This is a genomic window from Aquitalea sp. S1-19, assembly GCF_024343515.1.
This window is the reverse complement of the sequence record NZ_RJTZ01000019.1, coordinates 1-21,816: the sequence shown is the minus strand read 5'-3', so window position 1 is coordinate 21,816 and position 21,816 is coordinate 1. Positions and strand designations below refer to the sequence as shown.

The following is a 21,816-nucleotide window of genomic DNA, read 5'->3' as shown; positions in this document are numbered from 1 at the left end:
AAACACGCTGTTTTCTTGAATTTTTACTAAAACAATTAAGCCACTTAATAAAACCATCCTGTTTATCCTGCGGCTTGCAGACTAAAAGCGCGCTGTCTGGCGCTGCCAGCTCAGGCCGGCCGCTTCGTCCGCATGCTTTTGCTCGCGCCGCTCCACCTCGCGCAACAGGTGACGTGCCGCAGCATCATGCACCTGCGCCATCGCCTCGCGTTTTAACCGCGCTGCCAGCAGACCCTGACGACTCAGCTCGGCATCGGCTTCCGACAAGGCCAGATCCTGCTGCTGGCTGAGCTTGATCTGGCTAAGCTGCGCCTTGTAAGCCGACATATTCATCGCCTGCGAGCTGCTGAACACCGCCTGGCCCGCCGATGGCGGCGCACCCAGCTGCTCCAGCAGACTGATATTGTTGCGGTAACGCTGCAGCAAGGCATGTTTGGTTTTAAGCTCGTCGGCTGCGCGCTCTACCTCCCGCTGCCGTACACCCACCATCACGTTCAAGGCCTGCAAACTGCGCGCTTTGCTCATGCGACAATCTCCTGCAACTGTTGCCAGCTACCGGCCAGCGATGCGCCCGTGTCGGCATCCTGACGCAATAAACCCTCTATCGCCGGCAGCAAGGATAAAGCGCGATCAGTATCGCGATCGGCACCGGCGACATAGGCGCCCAGCGGCAACAATGCCCTGACTTCCTGATAACGCGCCCACATCGCCTTCAGCGCTTGTGCCGACAACTTCACCTCGCGCGGCACCACCTGCCCCATGCAGCGACTGACCGAAGCGGCAATATCGATGGCCGGATAATGGCCGCGCTCGGCCAGTTCGCGCGTCAGCACGATATGGCCGTCAAGAATGGCACGCGCGGTATCGACCACCGGGTCCTGCTGGTCATCGCCCTCGGCCAATACGGTGTAGATCGCACTCATGCTGCCCGTGCTCCCTTCGCCATTGCCGGCACTTTCGGCCAGCGCTGGCAACATGCCGAATACCGAAGGCGGATAACCGCGCGTGGCGGGCGGCTCGCCCAGTGCCAGCGCCACTTCGCGCTGCGCCATCGCATAACGGGTCAGCGAATCCACCAGCAACAGCACGTTCTGCCCCTGATCGCGAAAATGGGCAGCAATGGTGTGGCACAACTCGGTCGCTTTCAGGCGCATCAAGGGCGACTCGTCTGCCGGCGCTACCACCAGTACTGCCTTGGCCAAGCCTTGTGCGCCCAGCGCATGCTCGACAAACTCGCGCACCTCGCGCCCACGCTCGCCGATCAGGCCGACCACGACCACCTCGGCTTCGGTGTGGCGCGTCATCATGCCCAAGAGCACGCTCTTGCCCACCCCCGAACCTGCAAACAGGCCGACGCGCTGGCCGCGCCCCAGTGTCAGCATCGCGTTGATGGCACGCACGCCGACATCCAGCGGCGTATCCACCGCACGTTTTTTAAGCGGATTGATGCGTGGCGGATGTGCTGCCAGCGGCATGTCCCCGCCCAGGCGACCCATTTCGTCCAGCGGCTCGCCCAGCCCGTTGACAATACGCCCAAGCCAGGACGGCCCTATCATCAGGCCGCCGGCGTCCGGTGCCGGCTTGACCCGGGCGCCCGTCATCAAACCGACCGGTTTCTTGAATGGCATCAGATACGAGACTTCACGCTTGAAGCCCACAGCCTGCGCATCCAGCCACTCGCCGCGTGCCGTTTCAATCAGGCAACGCTGCCCGGTTTCCAGCGGGCAGCCCACGCTTTCCAGCAGCAGGCCGGACACGCCGATCAGGCGACCGGTCACACTGGCCATCGGTACACTGGCAAGGTCCAGTTGCCCCAGCGCATCACGCAGCATCGTCTGCCCCTGCTTGCGCCTTGCTGCGTGCCTTGCTGCGCTTGACCGGCGCAGCCGTCGCCTCGGCCTCGGTCTGCGGCTTGGTTTTCACAGGCGGCGCAGCCTTGGCCGGCGCACGCTTGCGCGCGCCAGCGGTATCGGTTGTCGCAGCCGGAGCAAGCGCCTCTGCTGCCAGCGCAACCGGAGGCATCTCGCTGCCGTCTGGCGGCAAGATGGCCAATTGCGTACGTACCTTGTCCAGGCAAGCATCCAGCCGCTGACGACAGCCGGCATCGGCCTCTATTTCAGGTGTGCGGATGCGGCACTCACCGGGCGGCAATTTGGCATCGGCCAGCAAATGCCACTGGCTGGCCCGCTCAGGCGCCAGCTCGCGAATGCGCTCGTATTCCTCGCTATTTAAGGCGATCTCCACCTCGCCCTTGACCAGAGGCAAGGCAGCCAGGGTTTCCTCGACCAGCACCAGAATCTGTGCCGGACGCAAAGTCAGCTCGCAGCGAATGACCTGGCGGGCCACCCGGTCAACCAGATCCACCACGCCTTCGCGCAAAAAAGCCTGATAGTCGTCACAGGTGTGGCGCAATGATGCCGCCGCCGCATCCAGCGGCGCGGCCAGTGCCAGCAAGCTGGCCAGCGCCTGCTGGCGCCCCTGTTCCAGCCCGTCCTGATAACCGGCGCGCTGGCCGGCCTCGCGCCCGGCCGCCTCGCCCGCGGCCAGACCCTCGTGGTAGCCGGCATCCATGCCCTGACGGAAACCGTCGGCCACCGAGGCCTGCACCTGCGCGACATCGCCGCTGGCAAAAGCGGGAGGCAACTCGCCCTGCACCAGCGGCGGAAAGCGGAAAGAACGCCAGCTCTTCACTCGACGACTTCCTCGGGAAACAGCTGCAGGTCGATTTCACCATTGGCCGCCATTTCCTTGACCAGCTCCATAATCTCGCCGCGCACATCTTCGATGCGGCTCTTGGGCACCGGCCCCAGACGGCGCATCTGGCCCTCGAAGTTCTGTGCCTGGCGTCGCGGCATGGTCTGGATAATGGCGTCACGCACCGCAGGCTCGGCACCCTTGAGCGCAATGGCCCACATTTCGAGCGAAACATCCTCGCAGATGCGTGCAATCACCGTTTCGGTCTGGCGCGACAAGACGAAGAAGTCGTACATGCGCGACTCGATTTCGGACACGATCTTCGGGTCATGCGCGCGCAGTAGCTCTATCATGCGGCCACGATCGCCCGACATGCGGTTGATGATGTCGGCAGTCTGCTGCATGCCCTCGACACCGGTGCTTTGCGTGTGCAGACTGGCCAGACAGCGGTTGACCAGCTCCTCCAGCTCCAGCAGCAGGTCTCTGTCCACATCTTTTAAACGGGCAATATTGACCAGCACCCGGTCATGGCAGGCTTCGGGCAGGGCATCCAGCACCTGGCCTGCCAGCGCCGGCGGCAAGAAGGCCAAAAACAGCGCCTGCATGCGCACATGCTCATGCGCGATACGGTCGGCCAGCCATTGCGGCGACACCCACTGCAGGCGCGCCATCTTGGGACGGATGGCATCGCCGTAGATCTGGTCGAGTACCGAGTTGGCAATATCGCTGCCCAATGCCAGATCCAGCGAACGCTTGAGGAAGGCGCGGCTGGCACCATGCACGCCGCTTTGCTCGCGGTACTCGTCGAAGAATTTCTGGATCGAGGTTTTCACGGTATCGACCTTGATCCCGCTTAAGCCGCTCATCACCTGCGTCACCTGCAGCAATTCCTCGCGGTTCAGACAGCGCAAAACGGCCGCCGCAGGCTCTTCCCCCATGCACAACAAAAGAATGGCGGCCTGCTCGACCGGAGACAAGGCATGCTCCTGCGTCTCGGCTGCGGCCAGTGCCGCCGTTGCGGCATTCATGCCGCCATTAAGACTGCTGTTGTCCACTTTTTTGCACCCATTGTTTCACCACCTCGGCCACCCGCTCCGGCTCCTTAGCCGCCAGATCCTTCAGATGGTCGACCAGTACATCGACTGACGAGCCCGCCGGTGGCAGATCATAGTTTTCCAGCAGGGGCACAACCGCCCCCACCCGCCCAGGCGCCGCTGCCAGTGCCACGCCCTGCCCATCCGGCGTCACCCCCAGCGCGGCCGGCATCTCGGCCGGCAATTCACGCTCGGGCGCGCTGCCAGCTAGCGGGGATGCCTGACGGCGCAACAGCGCGAGCACGGGCTTGACCAGCAGCAAATAGGCCAGCAAGGCTGCCACTGCCCAGCCCAGCATACGCAAGCCCTCATACCACACCGCCGGGTCCATCCAGAACGGTTCGGCCGGCACTTCGGGACGGAAATCCAGACTGCTGACCAGCAAGGTATCGCCGCGCCGGGTATCAAAACCCAGACCGTTTTTCAGTACCGCTTCGATATTGGCGATTTGTGCCGGCGTCCAGCGTTTGCCGTCCGGGGCCGCGCGCTGGTTCAGTACCACCGCCACATTCAGGCGGCGCAACTGGCCACGGGCACGTTTGATCTGGGTAATATTGCGGTCGTAAGCATACTGGCGCGTGGTGGCCTGGCGGCTGGCACCCAGCTTTTCACCGACCGGCGCAGAAGCACTGGTATCGATGGGCTGGTTGCTCAGCGAGCCGGGACTCCCGACCATGGGCGCATTGGCCGAGGTTTCCGCGCGCGAAGCTTCGTTGGTGACCTTGGGTGCCTCGCCATACTGCTCGCGCGTCTCCTCCACCCTGTCGTTGTCGACATCGGCGGTCACGCTCAAGCGGTAATTGCCCTCGCCCAGACTGGCCCCCAGCAAGGCGCGCACATTATCGGCAACCTCGCCCTTGATGCGGCGCGCCGCCTCGCTGTCCTTGCCCTGCACCAAGCCTTCGGACAGATCCACCCGTGCCGACAGCAAGTTGCCGGCCTGATCGACCAGGGTCACGCTGCCCTCGGGCAGGGTCGATACACTGCCCGACACCAGCTTGATCACCGCAGCCACCTGCTCATCGCTCAGGGTCTGGCCGTTTTTCAGTGTCAGCACCACCGAGGCCGAAGCCTTGCTATCGGCGGCACCAACAAAAGAGGTGCTCTTGGGCAGTGACAGATGTACACGCGCAGCCTTGACCGGCTCCAGCGCCAGCATGCTTTGCACCAGTTCGCCCTCCAGTCCGCGGCGAAAGCGCACATCCTGCACAAACTGGCTGACCCCGAGCGGGTCTTGCTGATCCATGATTTCAAGACCGGATGGCAGACGTGCCACCACCCCCTTGGACGCCAGCGCCATACGCGCACGCCCCAGCACCGCATCCGGCACCAGCACCTGCCCGCTTTGCGGATGCAGGCGATAGGGAATCTGCTCGCCGTCCAGCACCGCCATCATGTCGGCGGCGGCGATTTTTTCATCAGCGCCAAACACCGGTTTATAACTGGCGTCGTCGCGCCACAACCAGAACACCACCGCCAGCGTCACCAGCGCGCACAGCGCCAGCATCGGCAAGGCATAGCGCAAGGAGGATGCCGGTACGGGCCATGCCGGCGCGCGCGCGCGCCAGGCTTCAAAACCGTTACGCAATCGGGAAATCAAGACAGGCTCCACAAAGAATCAGACCGGCATCTTGATCAGGTCATCCACCGCACTGACGACTTTGTTGCGAACCTGGGTCAGCATGGAGAACGACAGGCCGGCCTCCTGACTAAGTATCATCGCGCCCACCAGATCATTGCTGCGGCCGCTGTCCACTTCGGTCATCTTGTCCGAGGCCTCGCGCCCCTGCGCGTCCACGCTCTGCAGCGCAGCCATCATGGCATCGGAAAAGCTGTGCGAATCCGCCGCGCCTTCAGGCTGGCTGGCGATATTGGCCGGCTGCGCCAGCGTCGCCATATCGCGCAAGATAGCGGACTGCCCGCTGAGTAACATCAAGCCCGGATTGGTGAGCATGCGCATCCTTAACAGACATAAGAGAAAGGTGTGCCATGCCACCTTTATGACGGCATGGTTTACTGCGCCGCAGTTTAAACTTACTTCTATCTTCTATATGCGTGAATTTTCACAGACCCTTACGTGAATTTTCACCTCATCTACCCGCCCTGCATTCAGTAAGATGCTCATCCATGTAACACGTCCGCGCCCGCGAGCCTGACTGCCCTCTCCTGCCAACTTGAAGAAGCCATGCCCAAAGCCAAGATCCTGAGCCCGGAACAAGCGGCACGCGTCCAGCCACTGGACGCCACCACATTAGGCCGGCCTTTTCATCAGCTCCCCCTGCTGATGCCGCTGATTGAAGCCCGGGTCCACGAATTTGTCAGAAGCGAACTGAGCCAGCGCTATCGCGCCGCCTTAGTGCTGGGCAGCATGCGCTATACGCGCGAAGTCAGCACCTGCCCGCGCTGGAGCTGGCACCGGGTCGGCAGCAGCAGCATAGGCGTGCATATCGAACGCCCGTTGCTGCTGCGCATACTCGACTGCCGCTATGGCGGACGCACGGCGCAAACGGATGCAGCCCAGACCGAGCAACCCGAGACCGAAACCGAATTTCGCCTGGCCCGGATGCTGGGCGCGACGCTGGCGCCCTTGCTGCCCGAATTCATTGCCCAGTCCTGTGGCGATACTCCGCTTCCGCTGCCCCCCGCCCAGCACCTGCCTGTCGCCCCCGGCAGCACGCCGGTCTTTGCGCTGATCCTGCAGCTGACAGAAAACGATGGCAGCCCTTGCGGGGCAATCCGTCTCAGCCTTGACCGCGACAGTCTGGATCGCCTGCTCAGGGCCAGCAGCACGCACCTTGCGCCACGCCCGGCAAGCGCATCCGGCACGCCAGGCCCCCATTTCGGCGAGACCCTCAGACTGCGCCTGCAGGCCCGGCTACAGCCCCAGAGCCTGAGTCTGGGTGAAGTCCTTGATTTGCGGGTCGGCCAGATTATCCCTGCCCTGCACCCGGGTTCAGCCCATGTCCATATCGGACGCAGCCGTTTGTTCCGCGCCAGCGTGGTCGAACACGAAGGCAGGCTGTGCCTGACCTCCTTTACCGATGAAGAATGAAGCTCACATGATGGAAAACAACGATCTGGAAGAACTCGACAATCTGCTGGACAGGCTGGATACGCCACCCGCCGAAGCCCCCGTCGCTTCCCCTGCGCCGCGCGATATGAGCGGCTTGCTGCGGCGCATACCGGTTACGCTGACGCTGGAAGTCGGTGAAGCAGAGATCTCGCTGGCAGACCTAGCTGCAGTGAATACCGGCTCGGTGATCGAACTGGACAAGCAGGCCGGCGAGGCGCTGGACATCCGCGTCAACGGTACCCTGATCGGCCGGGCCGAAGTGGTGATCTGCGGCGAAAATTACGGTTTGCGCATTACCGAATTGAACAATCTGGGCCTGGACGCACTCTCTTCATGAAGCAGCTATCCGCTACGCACTATCTGGCCGGTGCTCTTGCACTGATGCCGCTGGCCGCAGGTGCCGCCGGCACGCTGGATTTGCTTAGCGCCAATGCAGCCGGCACCCAGATCGACTTTACGGTCAAAACGCAGATCCTGATTCTGCTGACCCTGCTTGGCCTGTTGCCGGTGCTGGTGCTGATGATGACCAGCTTTACCCGCTTCGTCATCGTGCTGTCGCTGCTGCGTCTGGCACTGGGACTGCAGCAGGGCCTGCCTAACCGCATCGTGACCGGGGTCGCGCTGATCCTGACTTTGCTGGTGATGCGTCCGATCGGACTTGAAGTCTGGGACAAGGCCATGGTGCCGTTCGACCAGGACCAGATCACTATGCAGCAGGCCCTCACCGTCGCGCAAGAGCCGATGTCGCGCTTTATGCTGGCGCAAACCAGCAAGACGGCGCTGGCGCAAATTGCCCGCCTGTCGGGCGAGGCGCATATCACCGAACCCAAGCAACACGCTTTTGTCGTCAAGCTGGCCGCTTTTTTACTGTCCGAACTGAAAACTGCCTTCCAGATCGGCTGCATGCTGTTTATTCCGTTTCTGGTGATCGACCTGGTGGTAGCCAGCGTGCTGATGGCCATGGGCATGATGATGCTGTCGCCGCTGGTGATCTCCCTGCCGCTCAAGCTTTTGCTATTCGTGCTGGTCGATGGCTGGTCGCTGACGGTCAATACGCTGGTTTCCAGCATACAGGCCTACTGATGCTGACCCCGGAAATCGCCGTCGACCTGGTCCACGACAGTCTGGCCGTCATCGTGACCCTGGTGGTACTGCTGGTGCTGCCCTCGCTGCTGGTCGGCGTGCTGGTCAGCCTGTTTCAGGCGGCCACCCAGATCAACGAGCAAACCCTGTCCTTCCTGCCGCGTCTCTTGGCCACCTTGCTGACCATTGCGCTGGCCGGGCACTGGATCACAACCTACCTGATGGATTTCTGCGTAGATATGTTCAATCGTGCCGCCACCCTGGTGGGCTAGATGGAAGGTCTGTTTCCCAAACTGCTGCAATGGCTGCCCATGCTGTGGTGGCCGTTCTGCCGCTTTATCGCCACCTTGTCGGTTGCCCCCTTTGTCGGGGAGACCGCTACCCCCATGCGCGCCCGCGTCGCCATCGCGTTGGTGCTGGCAATGATTAGCGCACCGGCCATGCGCGATATGGCGCCGATCGATCCGTTTTCGCTGGCGGGCATCGCCGCCGCGCTGGGCGAGGTCATTATCGGCCTGCTGTTCGGGTTGTCCCTGCAACTGGTGATGGTCGTGCTGTCGCTGCTGGGTTTTTTGCTGTCCTCGCAGATGGCCTTGTCTATGGCCACCCTGAACGACCCGGGCAATGGCAGCTCCAGCGATGTGCTTTCCACCTTGCTCTATCTGTTTGGGGCGCTGCTGTTTTTTGCCATGGATGCGCATCTGGTACTGGTGGAAGTCATCTACCGCAGTTTTGCCTTGTGGCCCGCTGGCGGTGGTATCCCGCCGCAAGCCATGCTGCAGGTGGTGCTGGGGGTGGGCTGGGCCATGTCAGCTGCCCTGTTGCTGGCGCTGCCGGCCATCTTCGCCACCTTCGTCGTGCAAATGGGGTTCGGCCTGATTAACCGCGTGGCGCCGGCACTCAACCTGTTTTCCCTGGGTTTTCCGCTAGTGACCTTATTCGGACTGATGACGCTGACCCTGGTGGCCACCTTATTGCCCGGCCATTATGTGCGTCTGTGCCAGCAGATCTTCGGACTGTGGGAGCGCATGCTGACAGGAGGCGCGCTTGGCTGAAAGCAACAGCGGCGACAAGAGCGAAAAGGCTACCCCGCATAAACTGCGCGAGGCGCGCAAAAAAGGTCAGGTGCCGCGCTCGCGCGATCTGGCCAGCGCCATCGGCTTGCTGGCCGCGCTCAAGCTGTATGCCTTACTGATGCCCGGCTGGCTGACGGATTTTCACAGCCTGTTTGCGCTGGCTTTTGCCCCTTTGGGCGGCAGCGGCACGCTGGACAATAGTTTCTCGCTGCTGTTTTCCGGCTCGCTTATGCTGCTGGCCGGCATGCTGCTGCCGCTATCAGCCATTCCGCTGGCCATTATGCTGTTTTCCATGCTGCCCGGCGGCTGGGTGTTTGCCGCCACCCATTTCTTTCCCAAGCTTGAGCGCATGAACCCGCTGGCCCACTTCAGCCGTATCGCCTCGGCCCAGCACGCCAGCGAAACCGGCAAATCCATCGTCAAGGCACTGGTGCTGGGCGCGGTATTGTGGAGCGTGGCCCATCAGGCCATGAACGATTTTTTCGCACTGAAGGGCGCCACGCTGGACGCGACCCTGATCCATAGCCTGGCCGTGTTTACCGATGCGCTGATGTCGCTGATCCTGCTGTTTGTTGCCTTTGCTCTGATTGATGTCCCACTACAAGGCTGGCTGTTTGCCCGCCAGCAAAAGATGAGCAAACAGGAGATCAAGGACGAATACAAGAGCACCGAAGGCCGTCCCGAAATCAAGCAGCGCATCCGCCAGATCCAGCAGCAAATGGCGCAGCGCGGCGTGCGTAAAAGCCTGCCCGGTGCCGATGTGGTGATCGTCAACCCCAGCCACTACGCCGTCGCGCTCAAGTATGAAGAGTCGCGCGCCGAAGCCCCATTCCTGATCGCCAAGGGCATGGATGAAATGGCGCTGTATATCCGCGCACAGGCACAGGAGCTGGGTATCGAAGTCATCGAAATTCCGCCGCTGGCGCGGGCCTGTTATCACACCACCCAGGTCAACCAGCAGATCCCGACACCGCTTTACCGTGCCGTCGCCTTGGTGCTGAACCATGTACTGCAACTGAAAGCCTTTCGTAGCGGCAAGCGCCGCAACGCGCCCGTCCTGCCGGACAGCCTGCCCGTACCACGCGAAATGAGCGAACCGCGAGAACCGAAATGAACCTGCCTACCCGCATCATCAACGAGTTAAGCCGCCTGAAGGTAGCCGCGCCGATTTTCCTGCTGGCCATCCTCGCCATGGTGATCCTGCCCTTGCCGCCGCTGGCGCTGGACATCCTGTTCACCTTCAATATCGTGCTGGCCATTCTGGTGATTCTGGTCAGCGTCTCGGCCAGACGGCCACTGGACTTCTCGGTATTCCCCACCATCATCCTGGCGACGACGCTGATGCGCCTGACGCTGAACGTCGCCTCGACCCGGGTGGTCTTGCTCAACGGCCATGAAGGCACCGATGCCGCCGGCCGGGTGATCGAGGCCTTCGGTCATGTAGTGATAGGCGGCAACTTCGTGGTCGGCCTGGTGGTGTTCGTGATCCTGATGATTATCAACTTCATCGTGATCACCAAGGGTGCGGAGCGCATCTCGGAAGTCTCCGCCCGCTTTACCCTAGATGCCTTACCCGGCAAGCAGATGGCGATCGACGCCGATCTGACTGCCGGCCTGATCAATCAGGAAGGCGCGCAGCAGCGGCGCAAGGATGTGGCGGCCGAGGCCGATTTTTACGGCGCGATGGATGGCGCATCCAAATTCGTGCGCGGTGATGCCATCGCCGGCATCCTGATCCTGATCATCAATATGGTGGGCGGGGTCGCCATCGGTGCACTGATGCACGATATGGGTTTTGCCGATGCCTTCCGCCAGTATGCGCTGATGACCATCGGTGACGGTCTGGTGGCGCAGATCCCCGCGCTCTTGCTGTCGTCGGCAGCCGCCATTATCGTCACCCGCGTCAGCGACGACGGCGATATGCAGCAGCAGATCGGCGGCCAGTTGCTGGCTTCGCCGACCGTACTGCTAAGCGCCGCCGGCATGATGTTCGTGCTGGCCATCATCCCCGGCATGCCCTGGCCCACCTTTATCGCCTTTGCCGCCCTGCTCGCCTTTGTCGGCTGGCGCATGCAAAAAAACCGCCACGAAGCGCCGGCCAAGGCCGATATCGCCGAAATCCGTCAGGCGCTCTCAGGTGACGCCGAGCCGCCACTGGACTGGCACGCCCTGCCCTACACCGACATGCTGTCGGTCATGCTGGGCTACCGTCTGGTTGGGCTGATCGATCAGGCGCAAGGCGCCCCGCTCAGCAAGCGGGTGCGCGGCGTGCGTCAGAGCCTGAGCGAAGCCATGGGCGTGCTGCTGCCGGCCATTACCCTGCGCGACAATCTCAGGCTCAAGCCCACGCAATACGCCATTTTAATCGGCGGCAATACCGTGGCCGAGGCCGAAGTCCACCCCGAGCGCCTGATGGCCATCCCCTCGCCCCAGGTCTATGGCCAGCTAGATGGCATCCCCGGCATCGACCCGGCCTATCTGATGCCGGTCACCTGGATAGAAAGCGGCGACAAGGCGCATGCGCTGGGTCTGGGTTATCAGGTGGTCGACTGCCCGAGCGTGATCGCCACCCACCTGAACAAGGTGATGCGCGAGCAGATGAGCGAGCTGTTTACGCTGGATGATGTGGCGGCGCTGAACGAGCGCCTGTCGACGCTGGCGCCCAAGCTGGCGGCGGCACTGGCGCAAGCCTTGACCCAGGGCCAGCAATTGCGCGTCTTCCGCCAGTTGCTGACCGAAGGCGTATCGCTCAAGGACATCATACCGGTCGCCACCACCCTGACCGAGGTGGCGGAAAACGGTAAAGACCCCATCTTGCTGGCCGCCGAGGTGCGCTGCACCCTCAGACGCCAGATCGTGCAGGCCATTCTCGGCCCCCATGCCGAAATGAAGGCCTTCAACCTGACCCCCGAGCTGGAAAACATGCTGCTCTCCTCCCTCACCCAGTCGCAGCAAAGCGGCAAGGCTGCGCTCGACAGTTTCCCGGTTGACCCGAATGTGCTGCAACAGCTGCAGGTCAATATGCCGGTGATACGCGACCAGATGAAGCAGCACGCCACCGCCCCCATCTTGCTGGTCATGCCGCAGATCCGCCCCATTCTGGCACGCTACGGCCGCCTGTTCGCGCCGGGCCTGAATGTGCTGTCCTACAACGAGGTGCCGGAAAACCGCGAAGTCAGCCTGATCGGGACGCTGGGCTAAATACACAAATAAAATAATCATACAAATGATTACCAACTTAAAAGGACACACAAAATGCCAGAAGAAATTAAAAAACAATCTCCGGAATCAATACTCTCAACCCATTCAAACAGCGAGATAGTATATGGTTCAAATTATTATCCAGAACACATCGCACAAGTAATAATCAACATCGAACCAGAAACATGGCTTGATATAGGCTGCAATCAAGGTCACCTATTTAAAGCTACGAAGGGATACTGGAAAAAAGCGGTTGGCGTCGAAATTAACCCTACCGCAGCAAAAGAAGCTGCAAAACACGCGACCCATGTATATTCAGATGATTTTGACAAGATAGGAAAATTAATCAACCACGACTACCCTACAGGTTTTGACATAATAAGCTTCAATGATGTTCTTGAACACATGTACAACCCGTGGGAATCCATCAACAAAGCCAGTGAATATCTTTCAGAAGATGGCATTCTTATACTTCAAGTCCCAAATATATCGCATTACTCCATTATCCGAGAGCTACTAGCAGGCCGTTTTGATTATCAAAGCACAGGGCTACTAGACGCAACCCATATCAGGTTTTTTACCCCAGAAACCTTCCGGGAAGCTGTACATCGTGCAGGTCTGGAAATCATCAGCGAACTGCAATTACCCGTCACAAAAAAAGAAGACGAGCTTTTCATTAATAGCATTTCTGGTCTATGTGAAGACATAGAGACATTGCGCTGTTTCCAGTACTGCATAATATGCACAAAAAAAAGTTCCAACCTTAAAAACCGGTCAAAAATTCAGCAATTGGCATCAGCCGGATTCAAAAAAATACACAATAAAGACATCGACTACGATTTCAAAGGCTATCCGGCCTGGCTAGATTTGATGAAAATGCGCAACGCCGAAGCAGATGCCTTGCTCCGACGCACCCAAAACGACTGGAAACAGTTACCGGTCTTTACCCTGTTCATCCACAGCAGCCAGGCTGAACTTCCCCTGCTAGCCGACACGCTGGATTGTTTACCTGGCCAGCACTATCCGCACTGGCGGGTCGTCGTGCTTTCCGATGCCCCCTGCCCCGACCCTATGTTTGATGGCGGACAGCTTTGCTGGGAAAGCGATGTGGACTTGACAGATTGCGAGGCACAAGCCCTGATCGAAAATCGCTATCTGCATGCCTCTCACGAAGGCTGGTTTGCACGTCTTCCAGCCGGTACACGCCTATCCGATGAGTGGCTGATTTGCATGACTGACTATATCAACCGTTTCCCTGACGCCACCGCTTTTTATTGTGACCATGACAGGGTCAACACGGATGGCCACCGCAGTGAGCCCTGGTTTAAACCGGGTTTTGATCCGGATTATCTGTATGCAATGGATTATATCGGCCCGGCCGTCATATTCAGCAACCAGGCCGTGCTACAGTCCGGTAGCTGTGGCAATGGCGGCGCATGGGCACATATCGATAATCTGTTGCGGCTGTATGAACAGCATGGCACCACGGCTATCAGCCATATTGAGAAAGTACTGCTCAGTCTGCCCGACAGTTACCGGATTCCATCGGATGCGGACTGTCGTGCCCGCAGCTCAATCAATCAGGCACACTTTCTGCGCCGTAATATCGAAGCTTATAACAAGCCGGGCTTTATCGAGGGCACGCTACGGACAGAATATCTGCATCCGGAGCAGCCCCTAGTTTCCATCATCATCCCCAACCGTGACAAATTCGAATATATCGAACCGTGCGTAGAAAGCCTGATTGAAAAAACCAGCTGGCCGAATTGGGAGTTGATTATCGTCGACAACCAGAGCAAGGATCCGGACACCCTGGATTACTATAATTCCCTCGTTGAGCGACTGGGAAAACGGTTCCGACTGGCAAATTACGCTGCGCCTTTCAATTTCGCTGCCCAGTGCAACCTCGGCGTAGAGATGGCACACGGCGACTATGTGCTACTGCTCAATAACGACACCCAGATTGTCCATGGACAATGGCTGGAACGCATGATGCAGCATGCGCAAAGGCCCGAAGTCGGCGCAGTAGGCTGCCGACTGGTTTATCCAGAGTCAGGTAATATCCAGCATGCTGGTGTGGCTTTCAATTTTGAAGATCATCTTAATTTTGTTGCCAATCACCCGTTTATTGGAGCAAAAGGCGAAGCGCCGGGTTACATGAACCGGATCTTGGTCGAACAGAGCATAGCGGCCGTCACTGCAGCCTGCCTGTTAAGCCGCAAGCAAACCTATCAACAACTTGGCGGCTTTGACCAGAAAAATCTCGCAGTCCTGTTCAATGATGTCGATTACTGCCTTAAAGTCGGTGCAGCCGGCTACCGGGTGATCTATACCCCGTTCGCCACCGTGGTACATCACGGCAGTACCAGTATCCTTTCAGTCAATGCCGCTGATTACCAGCATAAACTGGAAAGTATGATCCGCGCTCAGGCAGAGCACCAGTACATGCTGAAAACATGGCTGGACAGGATGGCGCATGACCCCGCCAATAATCGACACTTATATTACAACGACAGCAAACTACGCCTGCGGCAACACCTGCCCGCCTTGTGGGATATCCATTTCCAAGATACACCGCGTATCTACGGCTTTGCAGGTGAAGGAGGGTCAGGAAAATATCGCATCGTCCAACCGCTAACAATGCTGGAAGAACAGGGACAGGCTGCCATCATGTGTGCACCGCACAATCAGCCACTACCCTGCCTGATGAGCGCCAAGCGGATGGAAGCCGATATCTTCCTGATGCAGACCCCCGTCTCGGATGCACATTTTTCCGCACTCGAAGCCTACCGCACCCACCTGCCCGAACTGCGCCGCATCGCTTCGCTGGATGATCTACTGACGGCCATTCCACAAGAGAGTAATGTCTACAAGGACTGGAAGCGCCAGTTCCGCGATGTGCGTAGCCGCCTGCGTAGGGCATTGGCTCTGTGCGACCGCCTGATTGTATCCACCGAGACCTTACGCGAATTCTGCACCCCCATGATCGCCGACATCCGCGTCGTGCCAAACCGCTTGCGCCGTAGCGACTGGGGTCATGTCTCCAGCCTGCGCGCTCAGGGGAGGAAGCCACGGGTCGGCTGGGTCGGTGCACACCAACATGCGGGGGATCTGGCGCTGATCCGCGAGGTGGTGCGTGCGCTGCAGCACGAGGTCGAATGGGTGTTTATGGGCATGTGGCCAGACGGTCTGGAAGATGTGGCGATGGAGCGTCACGCGGCGGTGACCTATGAAAACTATCCGCAGACCATGGCCGCGCTGAATCTCGATATCGCCCTGGCACCGCTGGCCAACAATGACTTCAACCGCTGCAAGAGCAATCTGCGTTTGCTGGAGTATGGCGTAATGGGCTGGCCGGTGGTGTGCTCGGACATTGACCCCTACCGCACCAACAACGCACCGGTCACCCGGGTCGGCACCGATGCGCAAGCCTGGATCAGTGCCATCCGTACTCTGGCACAGGATCCGGCACGGGCCGAGCAGGAAGGCAAGGTGCTGCGCGCCTGGGTCGACCAGCATTACTGGCTGGATGAGCACTGGCAGGAGTGGGAACAGGCGCTGTTGGGATAAGCCATGGTGTGGTTTGCGCGGCAGTGCTGCGCAAACCATAGCGCATCATGGCTTCTCGTCTGCCATGCGGGACAGCGGCCGCGGCCCTCAGGCTTGATCCGACATGGCGGACTCAAGCTTGGGGCTCAGGGCCAGCAAGACCCGTACCGCCACCTCGAACAAGGGCAGCGGTAGGGGCCGGGCCGCCAGCGCCGGCAAGCGGCTGCCGGGCAACAGTCGCGGCGGCACGCTGCCGGCCGGCATAAGGTGGCAGGCCAGCAGCGTCAACTCGGCCTGCCGCAATGCATCACGCACAGTCGGCAGGCGCTGCTCCAGCCAGGCACAGCCCACCGGCGAAGCCATCAGCAATAGCGCGACGCCATCTATATGGCCGCGCAATACCAGCCGCACCCGCCCGGCCTCTTCCAGCTCTGTCTCGACCACCAGATCCGCCGCCGGCAATTCATCTTCCGCCCGAGCACGCGCCCGCCCCTCCGCCAGGTCGATGTGCAACACGGGCCCGCCCCAGGGCCAGAACGGCAGGCTCAAGGGCAAAGCCGGCTGCGCCGCCGCCTGTGGCAGTTCACCGGCCAGTTGCAGCCAGACACCGGAAATCTGCCGCTGCGCCCGCACATTCTGGCGCTGGCTTTCCGCCTGCAGCGCACCGGATAGCGCCACCTGCCAGTCCTGCGCCAGCCATTGCGGCGTCGGCTTCTGCCGCTGCAGCGCCGGCGCGCTGGCCACATCCTCCACCCACGCGCGCCCACCAGCCTCGGACGGCGCTACCGCAGCCTGATCGCCCGCGCGCTGCGGCCAGGCCAGCTCCAGCCGCGGCGACACGGCACGCACCACGAACGGCCAGACAGAACCTGTCGCGGGCGCGGGCAGATAAGCCGGCCAGCGCAAGCTGACGCTCACCCCTTCGCCTTGCAGCAATACCGTACCGTCGGCCTGATGCGCCATCAGCATCAGCTTGAGCAGCTCGCCCGGGCGCAATAACACATCGCCGTCGCGGCTACGCACCGCAATCGGCGGCAAGGCGGCACTGACTGCCATAATGCGTTCACCCATACATTCCCCGCATGAAAAAAGCCGGTGCCACACGGCAACCGGCTTGATCAGACCAGGCGCAAAGCGCCCAAGAATTATTGCAGCAACGACATCGCCAGCTGGCTCATCGAGCTGGACTGCTTCAGCATCGAAGTGCCGGCCTGCATCAGCATCTGCTTGGAGGTCATGCTGGCCGATTCGGACGCGTAGTCGGTATCCATAATGCGGCCTTTGGCGACTTGAGTATTGTTGTTGACGTTGGCCAGATTGTTATAGATATGGTTCAGACGGTTAGCACCGCTACCCAGCTCAGAGCGCAGGGTACTCACCTTGCCCAGTGCATCAGCCATGGTGGTAATCATGGCGGAAGCGTTAGCGCTAGTTTCGATTTTACCGGATGTGCCCGCAGTTATAGCACTGACAGCACCGGTGACCCCAGCCACAGCACCGGAAGCATCGAACTTAAAGGTGTCACCCGTTGTCGCACCGACCTGGAACTGTACAACAGCACTCAAGGTGCCACCGGACAGCAAGGAGGTACCGCCAAAGCTGGTGTTCTTCAGGATATTCCCCACTTCAGCCCCCAGCGATGCAAACTCGGCATCCAGTGCCTTCTTGTCATCGACGCTGGTCGTACCATCAGCTGCTTGTGTAGCCAAATCCTTCATGCGCATCACAATATTGGACACCTCACCCAGCGCACCTTCAGCCGTCTGCAGCATCGAGGTGGCGTTCTGCGTATTGCGCATCGCCACGCTCATGCCGCGGCTCTGCGCGTCCAGACGGGTGGCGATCTGCAGACCGGCGGCGTCATCCATTGCACTATTGATGCGCAGGCCGGTACCCAGACGGGTCATAGCGGTAGCCAGACCACTCTGACTGGTGTTGAGGTTGCTCTTGGTAAACAGCGATGCGGCGTTGGTGTGCAGGCTCAGCATGATAGATTTCTCCGGTTTTGGTATCAATTGAGGCACTCATTCCAGCGCCTTCACTGATACAAGACGACCGGCTTGCCGCAACACTTAAATCCGCCGGCTAATTTTTTTACTCGCATCTCCCACCGCCGGACAGATATGGCTTTCAAGTGCCCACTACAAAATAATCACGGGCTTTACCAACACGACGCTATAGCCTGCATAATGATATGATTTCATCATTACCAGCACCCAAGCCTGCCGTGACCGACCTGACCCTGCCCTCGCTGCCTCTTTTGCTGTCACCGGCCAGCCCCGAACCGCTGCTGCCCCGCTTTCCGTCCACAACCGCACTGGATGCGGATGAAGCGGCGCGGGTTTTGCTGCTCTGGCTGGACAAGGTCAGCAATAGCCCGCTGTCGGCCGACACCTTGCTGCTGTCGCTGCAAGCAACACGCACCACCAGCAGCCGCCTGCAGACCCGGCTTGATGCGCTGGCACGCGAGCGCAGCCGTGACGACGCAGAGGCCGGCAGCCACTTGCAGGCGCTCGCCCTGCAGCTTGAAATCGCCCTGCATCAGGGTTACAAACGGCTGGCCATGCTGCGCGACCGCAGCGGTGGCGGCTGGCTCGCCAGCAGCAAGCCGCGCGTGGAAGCGCTGGCGCAGGCACTGGATAGCGCCTGGCAACTACAGCTTTATTTCACCCGCCATCATGCCCAACTGCCCGCCGGCTTCTGGCTGGATTGCCATCAAATCCATGCCCATATCGCGGCCAAGAACTGGGCGCAAAAAACGGTCGGTGAGCCCGCCATCACGCTGGCCGCCCGCTACGCAGCCATCTTGCTAACCGGCTTGATCGCCAGCAACGGCATGGACCAGGCTTCGCTGAACGCCTTTATTCCGTTAATGCAGGAAGAAGCCCGTCACCTGCAATTGGTGGCCGCGACGGGCGAGTTGCCGGAAGAAGGCGGCTTTGTCTTCAGCAGTACCGGCGACACCCCGCCGCGCTTTATTACCGACTGGCCTGCGCGCAAAGCCCCCGGACCGTGGTGGCAACTGGATTTGGCCACACTGCTGGATAGCTTGCAGGCGCGGCTGCAAGCCCTGCCCGAGCCGGTATCGCAAATCCAGCTGCAGTTGCTGCTGCAGTTGCAGCAAAACTGGCGCCACCCGGCACGACGGCGTCACCGCCGGCGCCGGCGTCTGGAAAGCAATAAGCTGCGCCTGTTAAGTTCGCTGCCAGACTGCTGGGCAGTCCTGGCCGCAGAGACTACGACAGAGTCAGGTGAAGACAGCGCGATACCCGCGCCGGAGCTGCATGTAGTCGACCTGAGCCTGTCCGGCGTCCAGTTGCAAGGCGAAGGCCGGCTGTACCATATACAACCGGGCGAGGTGGTGCTGATCAGCAGCAAACCGCGCCACTGGCGCTGCGGCATCGTGCGCCGCATCAACAGTCACGATGCGCAAACCTGGTATGGCATCGAATATATGGGCAAACAGCCGCAAGCCGTGGAAATACGCCCCGATAACTCGCTCGGCACGAGCTGGCAACAGGCCATCATGCTAAAAGGCAGCCTGCGCCATAGCGGCTGCGGCGTGCTGCTGATGGAAGGACGCGCGTTCAACACCCTGCGCCCGTTCATTGTCCGCCATGGCACACAGGAAATCGCCATCCAGGCCACCCGTTTGCTGATGCAAAACACCCACTACCAGCTATTCGAATACAAAAACCAGTAGGCGGTGACAACTGCCCAAACCCTCTGCGGACCCAAACCATGCCCGTGATTACCTGTGTGGAAGACCTGCGCCAACTGGCGCAAAAACGCGTACCCAAAGCCTTTTACGACTACGCCGACAGCGGTGCCTACACCGAAAGCACCTACCGCAGCAACAGCAGCGATCTGGCGGCCATCAAGCTGCGCCAGCGCGTCGCCATCAATGTGGAAACACGCAGCACCGCCACCACCTTGCTAGGCCAGCCGGTGCGGATGCCAGTAGTCATCGCGCCGACCGGGCTGGCCGGCATGCAATGGGCTGATGGCGAAATCCTCGGCGCCCGCGCGGCCGAAAAATTCGGCATCCCGTTTACCCTGTCGACCATGAGCATCTGCTCGATTGAAGACGTGGCCGCCGCCACGCGCCAGCCGTTCTGGTTCCAGCTGTATGTAATGCGCGACCGCGGCTTTATCCGCACCCTGATCCAGCGCGCCAAGGCCGCCCGCTGCTCGGCGCTGGTGCTGACGCTGGACCTGCAAATTCTCGGCCAGCGCCACAAGGATCTGAAAAACGGCATGTCGGTGCCGCCCAAGCTGACGCTGGCCAATATTCTGGACATCGGCTCCAAACCGGCCTGGGCACTGCGCGCGCTGCGCGGGCGAAAAACCTTCGGCAACCTGGCCGGTCATGTTGCCGGTGGCGGCGATATCGTATCGCTCAGCCAGTGGACGGCCCAACAGTTCGACCCGACGCTCAGCTGGGACGATGTGGCGTGGATCAAGCAGGAATGGGGCGGAAAGCTGATCTTGAAAGGCATACTGGATGTCGAAGATGCCAGACTGGCGGTCGCCACCGGTGCCGATGCCATCGTGGTCAGCAACCATGGCGGACGCCAGCTGGATGGCGCCATGTCGTCGATCGCCGCCCTGCCCGCTATTGTCGATGCGGTAGGCTCGGAGATTGAAGTCTGGTTCGATGGCGGCATCCGCAGTGGACAAGACATTCTCAAGGCCACGGCTCTGGGCGCTAAAGCCAGCATGATTGGGCGGGCATTCCTGTATGGGCTGGGGGCAATGGGTGAAGAAGGCGTCACCCGCATGCTGGAAATTTTGCATAAGGAGATGGATGTCAGCATGGCACTCACCGGCAAGCAGACCATCCGCGATATCGGCCCGGATATTCTGGTTCGCTAAATAACAAGCCCCCCGCCGCAACCGTTTGCGCATCGGTGGCAAGGCTGCGGGGGTAAAACTGGATGCTGATTGACATCAGACTGGCTTCACCAGTCTGGATGCGACGCTCTTTTCATCGGCTCGGGTCTGACGAATGAAGTAGGCGATGAGCCAAGCGAATTTGGCCAGCGCGGCCATGATAGCGGTGATGCTCATTAAACCCGCTGGGGAAAGAAAGAGTTCGCTGAAGATTTGCATTTTAGGCTCCTGGTGCCGGCGCGATAGGGCCGGCGACAGCGCCATCTTCACCAACCGGACTTAACCCGGGCTTAAGCGCGCAATATCAAATGTTAAGATTTGTTATATGGCAGGTTGGTTAGAAACCATGCTTACCGAGAAAGCACGTTGTGTCAGAAGGCTTCGCATTGACACCGCAAAGATGTAGGATCGCAAAGAATGCCGGCTCGAAGTCATGGGTAACCCGGTGGCGACAATATCAGCCTCCCCTTTTTTCCGCGCCGGCAAAGATTTTCTGCAATGGCTTTCATGTGACTGACTCCACGTCGTGCGTAACAGTTCGTGTAGCAAATCGTTTTATCCACGCAAAAAAACCCTGATTTCACAAAGAAATCAGGGTTTTAATATTTTTGGGGTGGATAATGGGGCTCGAACCCACGACAACCGGAATCACAATCCGGGACTCTACCAACTGAGCTATATCCACCACCGTAAAACTGTGGTGCGCCCGACAGGAATCGAACCTGTAACCCCCGACTTAGAAGGTCGGTGCTCTATCCGGTTGAGCTACGGGCGCAAGTCTATCTGTCAGGTACTGCGTGTTCTTGTGGTCGGAGTACAAGGATTCGAACCTTGGACCCCCTGGTCCCAAACCAGGTGCGCTACCGGGCTGCGCCACACTCCGCCAACTGAGGAGCAAACTATACTGGCTAGCCTTTGCACTGTCAATACCCATTGAGAAAGAGGGCGTAATAATGCGAAAATGCCATTTTGATCCTGCTCCCTCCTCTAGGAATACCACGCATGTCGGCACAACTCATTGATGGCAAGGCAGTCGCAGAAACGCTGATCACTCAAGTACGCGAGGGTGTAGACGCACGCCTGGCCGCAGGCAAGCGCGCACCCGCGCTCGCCGTCATCCTGATCGGCGACGACCCGGCCTCCGGCGTTTATG

The 21,816-nt window shown here is 60.1% G+C and carries 20 protein-coding genes and 3 tRNA genes; 11 read left to right on the top strand and 12 right to left on the bottom strand.

What is annotated here, in order from left to right:
* Positions 1-81: 81 nt before the first annotated feature.
* From EGI20_RS04785 to fliE, 6 genes are read right to left on the bottom strand one after another with little or no spacing between them, the layout of a single operon-like run.
* Positions 82-525 (bottom strand): flagellar export protein FliJ, encoded by a 444-nt coding sequence (locus EGI20_RS04785; RefSeq protein WP_498630080.1) that lies wholly within the window; start codon positions 523-525, stop codon positions 82-84.
* Positions 522-1,832: a flagellar protein export ATPase FliI gene (gene fliI, locus EGI20_RS04780; RefSeq protein ID WP_498630078.1), complete on the bottom strand. Its 1,311-nt coding sequence runs from the start codon at positions 1,830-1,832 to the stop codon at positions 522-524. The genes EGI20_RS04785 and fliI overlap by 4 nt, the downstream gene beginning before the upstream one ends.
* Positions 1,822-2,691, bottom strand: a complete 870-nt coding sequence (fliH, locus tag EGI20_RS04775; protein WP_498630077.1) for a flagellar assembly protein FliH — start codon at positions 2,689-2,691, stop codon at positions 1,822-1,824. The genes fliI and fliH overlap by 11 nt, the downstream gene beginning before the upstream one ends.
* Positions 2,688-3,749 (bottom strand): flagellar motor switch protein FliG, encoded by a 1,062-nt coding sequence (locus tag EGI20_RS04770; protein WP_328698585.1) that lies wholly within the window; start codon positions 3,747-3,749, stop codon positions 2,688-2,690. Before EGI20_RS04770 ends, fliH begins: the two co-directional genes overlap by 4 nt.
* The gene (gene fliF, locus EGI20_RS04765; RefSeq protein WP_498630074.1) at positions 3,730-5,388 is read right to left on the bottom strand and encodes a flagellar basal-body MS-ring/collar protein FliF; all 1,659 of its coding nucleotides are present in this window, start codon (positions 5,386-5,388) and stop codon (positions 3,730-3,732) included. Before fliF ends, EGI20_RS04770 begins: the two co-directional genes overlap by 20 nt.
* Positions 5,389-5,406: 18 nt before the next feature.
* Positions 5,407-5,742, bottom strand: coding sequence for a flagellar hook-basal body complex protein FliE (fliE, locus tag EGI20_RS04760; RefSeq protein ID WP_124736317.1), 336 nt, complete (start codon positions 5,740-5,742; stop codon positions 5,407-5,409).
* A gap of 231 nt (positions 5,743-5,973) precedes the next feature.
* Between fliE and EGI20_RS04755 the strand changes: the two genes are divergently transcribed.
* The 8 genes from EGI20_RS04755 to EGI20_RS04720 are packed head-to-tail and all read left to right on the top strand — an operon-like array spanning position 5,974 to position 15,791.
* A complete protein-coding gene (locus EGI20_RS04755; RefSeq protein WP_498630072.1) occupies positions 5,974-6,840 on the top strand; it encodes a FliM/FliN family flagellar motor C-terminal domain-containing protein in 867 nt (288 codons plus the stop codon).
* A gap of 7 nt (positions 6,841-6,847) precedes the next feature.
* Positions 6,848-7,198: a flagellar motor switch protein FliN gene (fliN, locus tag EGI20_RS04750; protein WP_498630071.1), complete on the top strand. Its 351-nt coding sequence runs from the start codon at positions 6,848-6,850 to the stop codon at positions 7,196-7,198.
* Positions 7,195-7,944 carry a flagellar type III secretion system pore protein FliP gene (gene fliP / locus EGI20_RS04745; RefSeq protein WP_124736315.1) on the top strand — a complete coding sequence of 250 codons (750 nt, stop codon included), beginning with the start codon at positions 7,195-7,197 and terminating at the stop codon, positions 7,942-7,944. Before fliN ends, fliP begins: the two co-directional genes overlap by 4 nt.
* Positions 7,944-8,216 (top strand): flagellar biosynthesis protein FliQ, encoded by a 273-nt coding sequence (fliQ, locus tag EGI20_RS04740; protein WP_124736314.1) that lies wholly within the window; start codon positions 7,944-7,946, stop codon positions 8,214-8,216. Before fliP ends, fliQ begins: the two co-directional genes overlap by 1 nt.
* Complete coding sequence (fliR, locus tag EGI20_RS04735; RefSeq protein WP_124736313.1) at positions 8,217-8,999, top strand: flagellar biosynthetic protein FliR; 783 nt, start codon at positions 8,217-8,219, stop codon at positions 8,997-8,999. It begins immediately after the preceding gene.
* Positions 8,992-10,134, top strand: coding sequence for a flagellar type III secretion system protein FlhB (gene flhB, locus EGI20_RS04730; protein WP_498630068.1), 1,143 nt, complete (start codon positions 8,992-8,994; stop codon positions 10,132-10,134). Before fliR ends, flhB begins: the two co-directional genes overlap by 8 nt.
* Entirely contained in the window at positions 10,131-12,221 is a 2,091-nt protein-coding gene (locus EGI20_RS04725) for a flagellar biosynthesis protein FlhA (protein ID WP_498630066.1), read from the top strand. Before flhB ends, EGI20_RS04725 begins: the two co-directional genes overlap by 4 nt.
* Before the next feature lie 54 nt (positions 12,222-12,275).
* Positions 12,276-15,791: a glycosyltransferase gene (locus EGI20_RS04720; RefSeq protein ID WP_498630064.1), complete on the top strand. Its 3,516-nt coding sequence runs from the start codon at positions 12,276-12,278 to the stop codon at positions 15,789-15,791.
* Between the two features lie 87 nt (positions 15,792-15,878).
* On the opposite strand, the gene EGI20_RS04715 is transcribed toward EGI20_RS04720, so the two are convergent.
* Together EGI20_RS04715 and EGI20_RS04710 are read right to left on the bottom strand one after the other, a co-directional pair.
* Positions 15,879-16,841 carry a hypothetical protein gene (locus EGI20_RS04715; RefSeq protein WP_498630063.1) on the bottom strand — a complete coding sequence of 321 codons (963 nt, stop codon included), beginning with the start codon at positions 16,839-16,841 and terminating at the stop codon, positions 15,879-15,881.
* A 74-nt stretch (positions 16,842-16,915) separates the two neighbouring features.
* A complete protein-coding gene (locus EGI20_RS04710) occupies positions 16,916-17,758 on the bottom strand; it encodes a flagellin N-terminal helical domain-containing protein (RefSeq protein WP_498630061.1) in 843 nt (280 codons plus the stop codon).
* Between the two features lie 206 nt (positions 17,759-17,964).
* Here EGI20_RS04710 and EGI20_RS04705 point away from each other — a divergent pair, with 206 nt between their 5' ends.
* Together EGI20_RS04705 and EGI20_RS04700 are read left to right on the top strand one after the other, a co-directional pair.
* Positions 17,965-19,473, top strand: coding sequence for a cyclic-di-GMP receptor FimW-related protein (locus EGI20_RS04705; RefSeq protein WP_498630060.1), 1,509 nt, complete (start codon positions 17,965-17,967; stop codon positions 19,471-19,473).
* A 38-nt stretch (positions 19,474-19,511) separates the two neighbouring features.
* Positions 19,512-20,645, top strand: coding sequence for an alpha-hydroxy acid oxidase (locus EGI20_RS04700; RefSeq protein WP_498630058.1), 1,134 nt, complete (start codon positions 19,512-19,514; stop codon positions 20,643-20,645).
* A 75-nt stretch (positions 20,646-20,720) separates the two neighbouring features.
* Here the strand turns inward: EGI20_RS04700 and EGI20_RS04695 are convergent, their stop codons facing one another.
* The 4 genes from EGI20_RS04695 to EGI20_RS04680 all read right to left on the bottom strand — a co-directional run bounded on the left by EGI20_RS04695 (position 20,721) and on the right by EGI20_RS04680 (position 21,546).
* The gene (locus EGI20_RS04695; protein WP_498630056.1) at positions 20,721-20,882 is read right to left on the bottom strand and encodes a hypothetical protein; all 162 of its coding nucleotides are present in this window, start codon (positions 20,880-20,882) and stop codon (positions 20,721-20,723) included.
* A gap of 390 nt (positions 20,883-21,272) precedes the next feature.
* A tRNA-His gene (locus tag EGI20_RS04690) sits at positions 21,273-21,348 on the bottom strand.
* A 13-nt stretch (positions 21,349-21,361) separates the two neighbouring features.
* Positions 21,362-21,438: transfer RNA gene (locus EGI20_RS04685), tRNA-Arg, on the bottom strand.
* A 31-nt stretch (positions 21,439-21,469) separates the two neighbouring features.
* A tRNA-Pro gene (locus EGI20_RS04680) sits at positions 21,470-21,546 on the bottom strand.
* Positions 21,547-21,665: 119 nt separating this feature from the next.
* Between EGI20_RS04680 and EGI20_RS04675 the strand changes: the two genes are divergently transcribed.
* Positions 21,666-21,816, top strand: a 151-nt coding sequence (locus EGI20_RS04675; RefSeq protein WP_498630119.1) for a tetrahydrofolate dehydrogenase/cyclohydrolase catalytic domain-containing protein, incomplete at its 3' end; no start/stop codon positions are given.

What these genes read in the sequence shown, in the direction of transcription:
- EGI20_RS04785 (WP_498630080.1), bottom strand. Translation starts at nt 525, where the DNA reads ATGAGCAAAGCGCGCAGTTTGCAGGCCTTGAACGTGATGGTGGGTGTA.
- fliI (WP_498630078.1), bottom strand. Translation starts at nt 1,832, where the DNA reads ATGCTGCGTGATGCGCTGGGGCAACTGGACCTTGCCAGTGTACCGATG.
- fliE (WP_124736317.1), bottom strand. Translation starts at nt 5,742, where the DNA reads ATGCTCACCAATCCGGGCTTGATGTTACTCAGCGGGCAGTCCGCTATC.
- EGI20_RS04755 (WP_498630072.1), top strand. Translation starts at nt 5,974, where the DNA reads ATGCCCAAAGCCAAGATCCTGAGCCCGGAACAAGCGGCACGCGTCCAG.
- fliN (WP_498630071.1), top strand. Translation starts at nt 6,848, where the DNA reads ATGATGGAAAACAACGATCTGGAAGAACTCGACAATCTGCTGGACAGG.
- fliP (WP_124736315.1), top strand. Translation starts at nt 7,195, where the DNA reads ATGAAGCAGCTATCCGCTACGCACTATCTGGCCGGTGCTCTTGCACTG.
- fliQ (WP_124736314.1), top strand. Translation starts at nt 7,944, where the DNA reads ATGCTGACCCCGGAAATCGCCGTCGACCTGGTCCACGACAGTCTGGCC.
- fliR (WP_124736313.1), top strand. Translation starts at nt 8,217, where the DNA reads ATGGAAGGTCTGTTTCCCAAACTGCTGCAATGGCTGCCCATGCTGTGG.
- EGI20_RS04725 (WP_498630066.1), top strand. Translation starts at nt 10,131, where the DNA reads ATGAACCTGCCTACCCGCATCATCAACGAGTTAAGCCGCCTGAAGGTA.
- EGI20_RS04720 (WP_498630064.1), top strand. Translation starts at nt 12,276, where the DNA reads ATGCCAGAAGAAATTAAAAAACAATCTCCGGAATCAATACTCTCAACC.
- EGI20_RS04715 (WP_498630063.1), bottom strand. Translation starts at nt 16,841, where the DNA reads ATGGGTGAACGCATTATGGCAGTCAGTGCCGCCTTGCCGCCGATTGCG.
- EGI20_RS04710 (WP_498630061.1), bottom strand. Translation starts at nt 17,758, where the DNA reads ATGCTGAGCCTGCACACCAACGCCGCATCGCTGTTTACCAAGAGCAAC.
- EGI20_RS04705 (WP_498630060.1), top strand. Translation starts at nt 17,965, where the DNA reads ATGATTTCATCATTACCAGCACCCAAGCCTGCCGTGACCGACCTGACC.
- EGI20_RS04700 (WP_498630058.1), top strand. Translation starts at nt 19,512, where the DNA reads ATGCCCGTGATTACCTGTGTGGAAGACCTGCGCCAACTGGCGCAAAAA.
- EGI20_RS04695 (WP_498630056.1), bottom strand. Translation starts at nt 20,882, where the DNA reads ATGCAAATCTTCAGCGAACTCTTTCTTTCCCCAGCGGGTTTAATGAGC.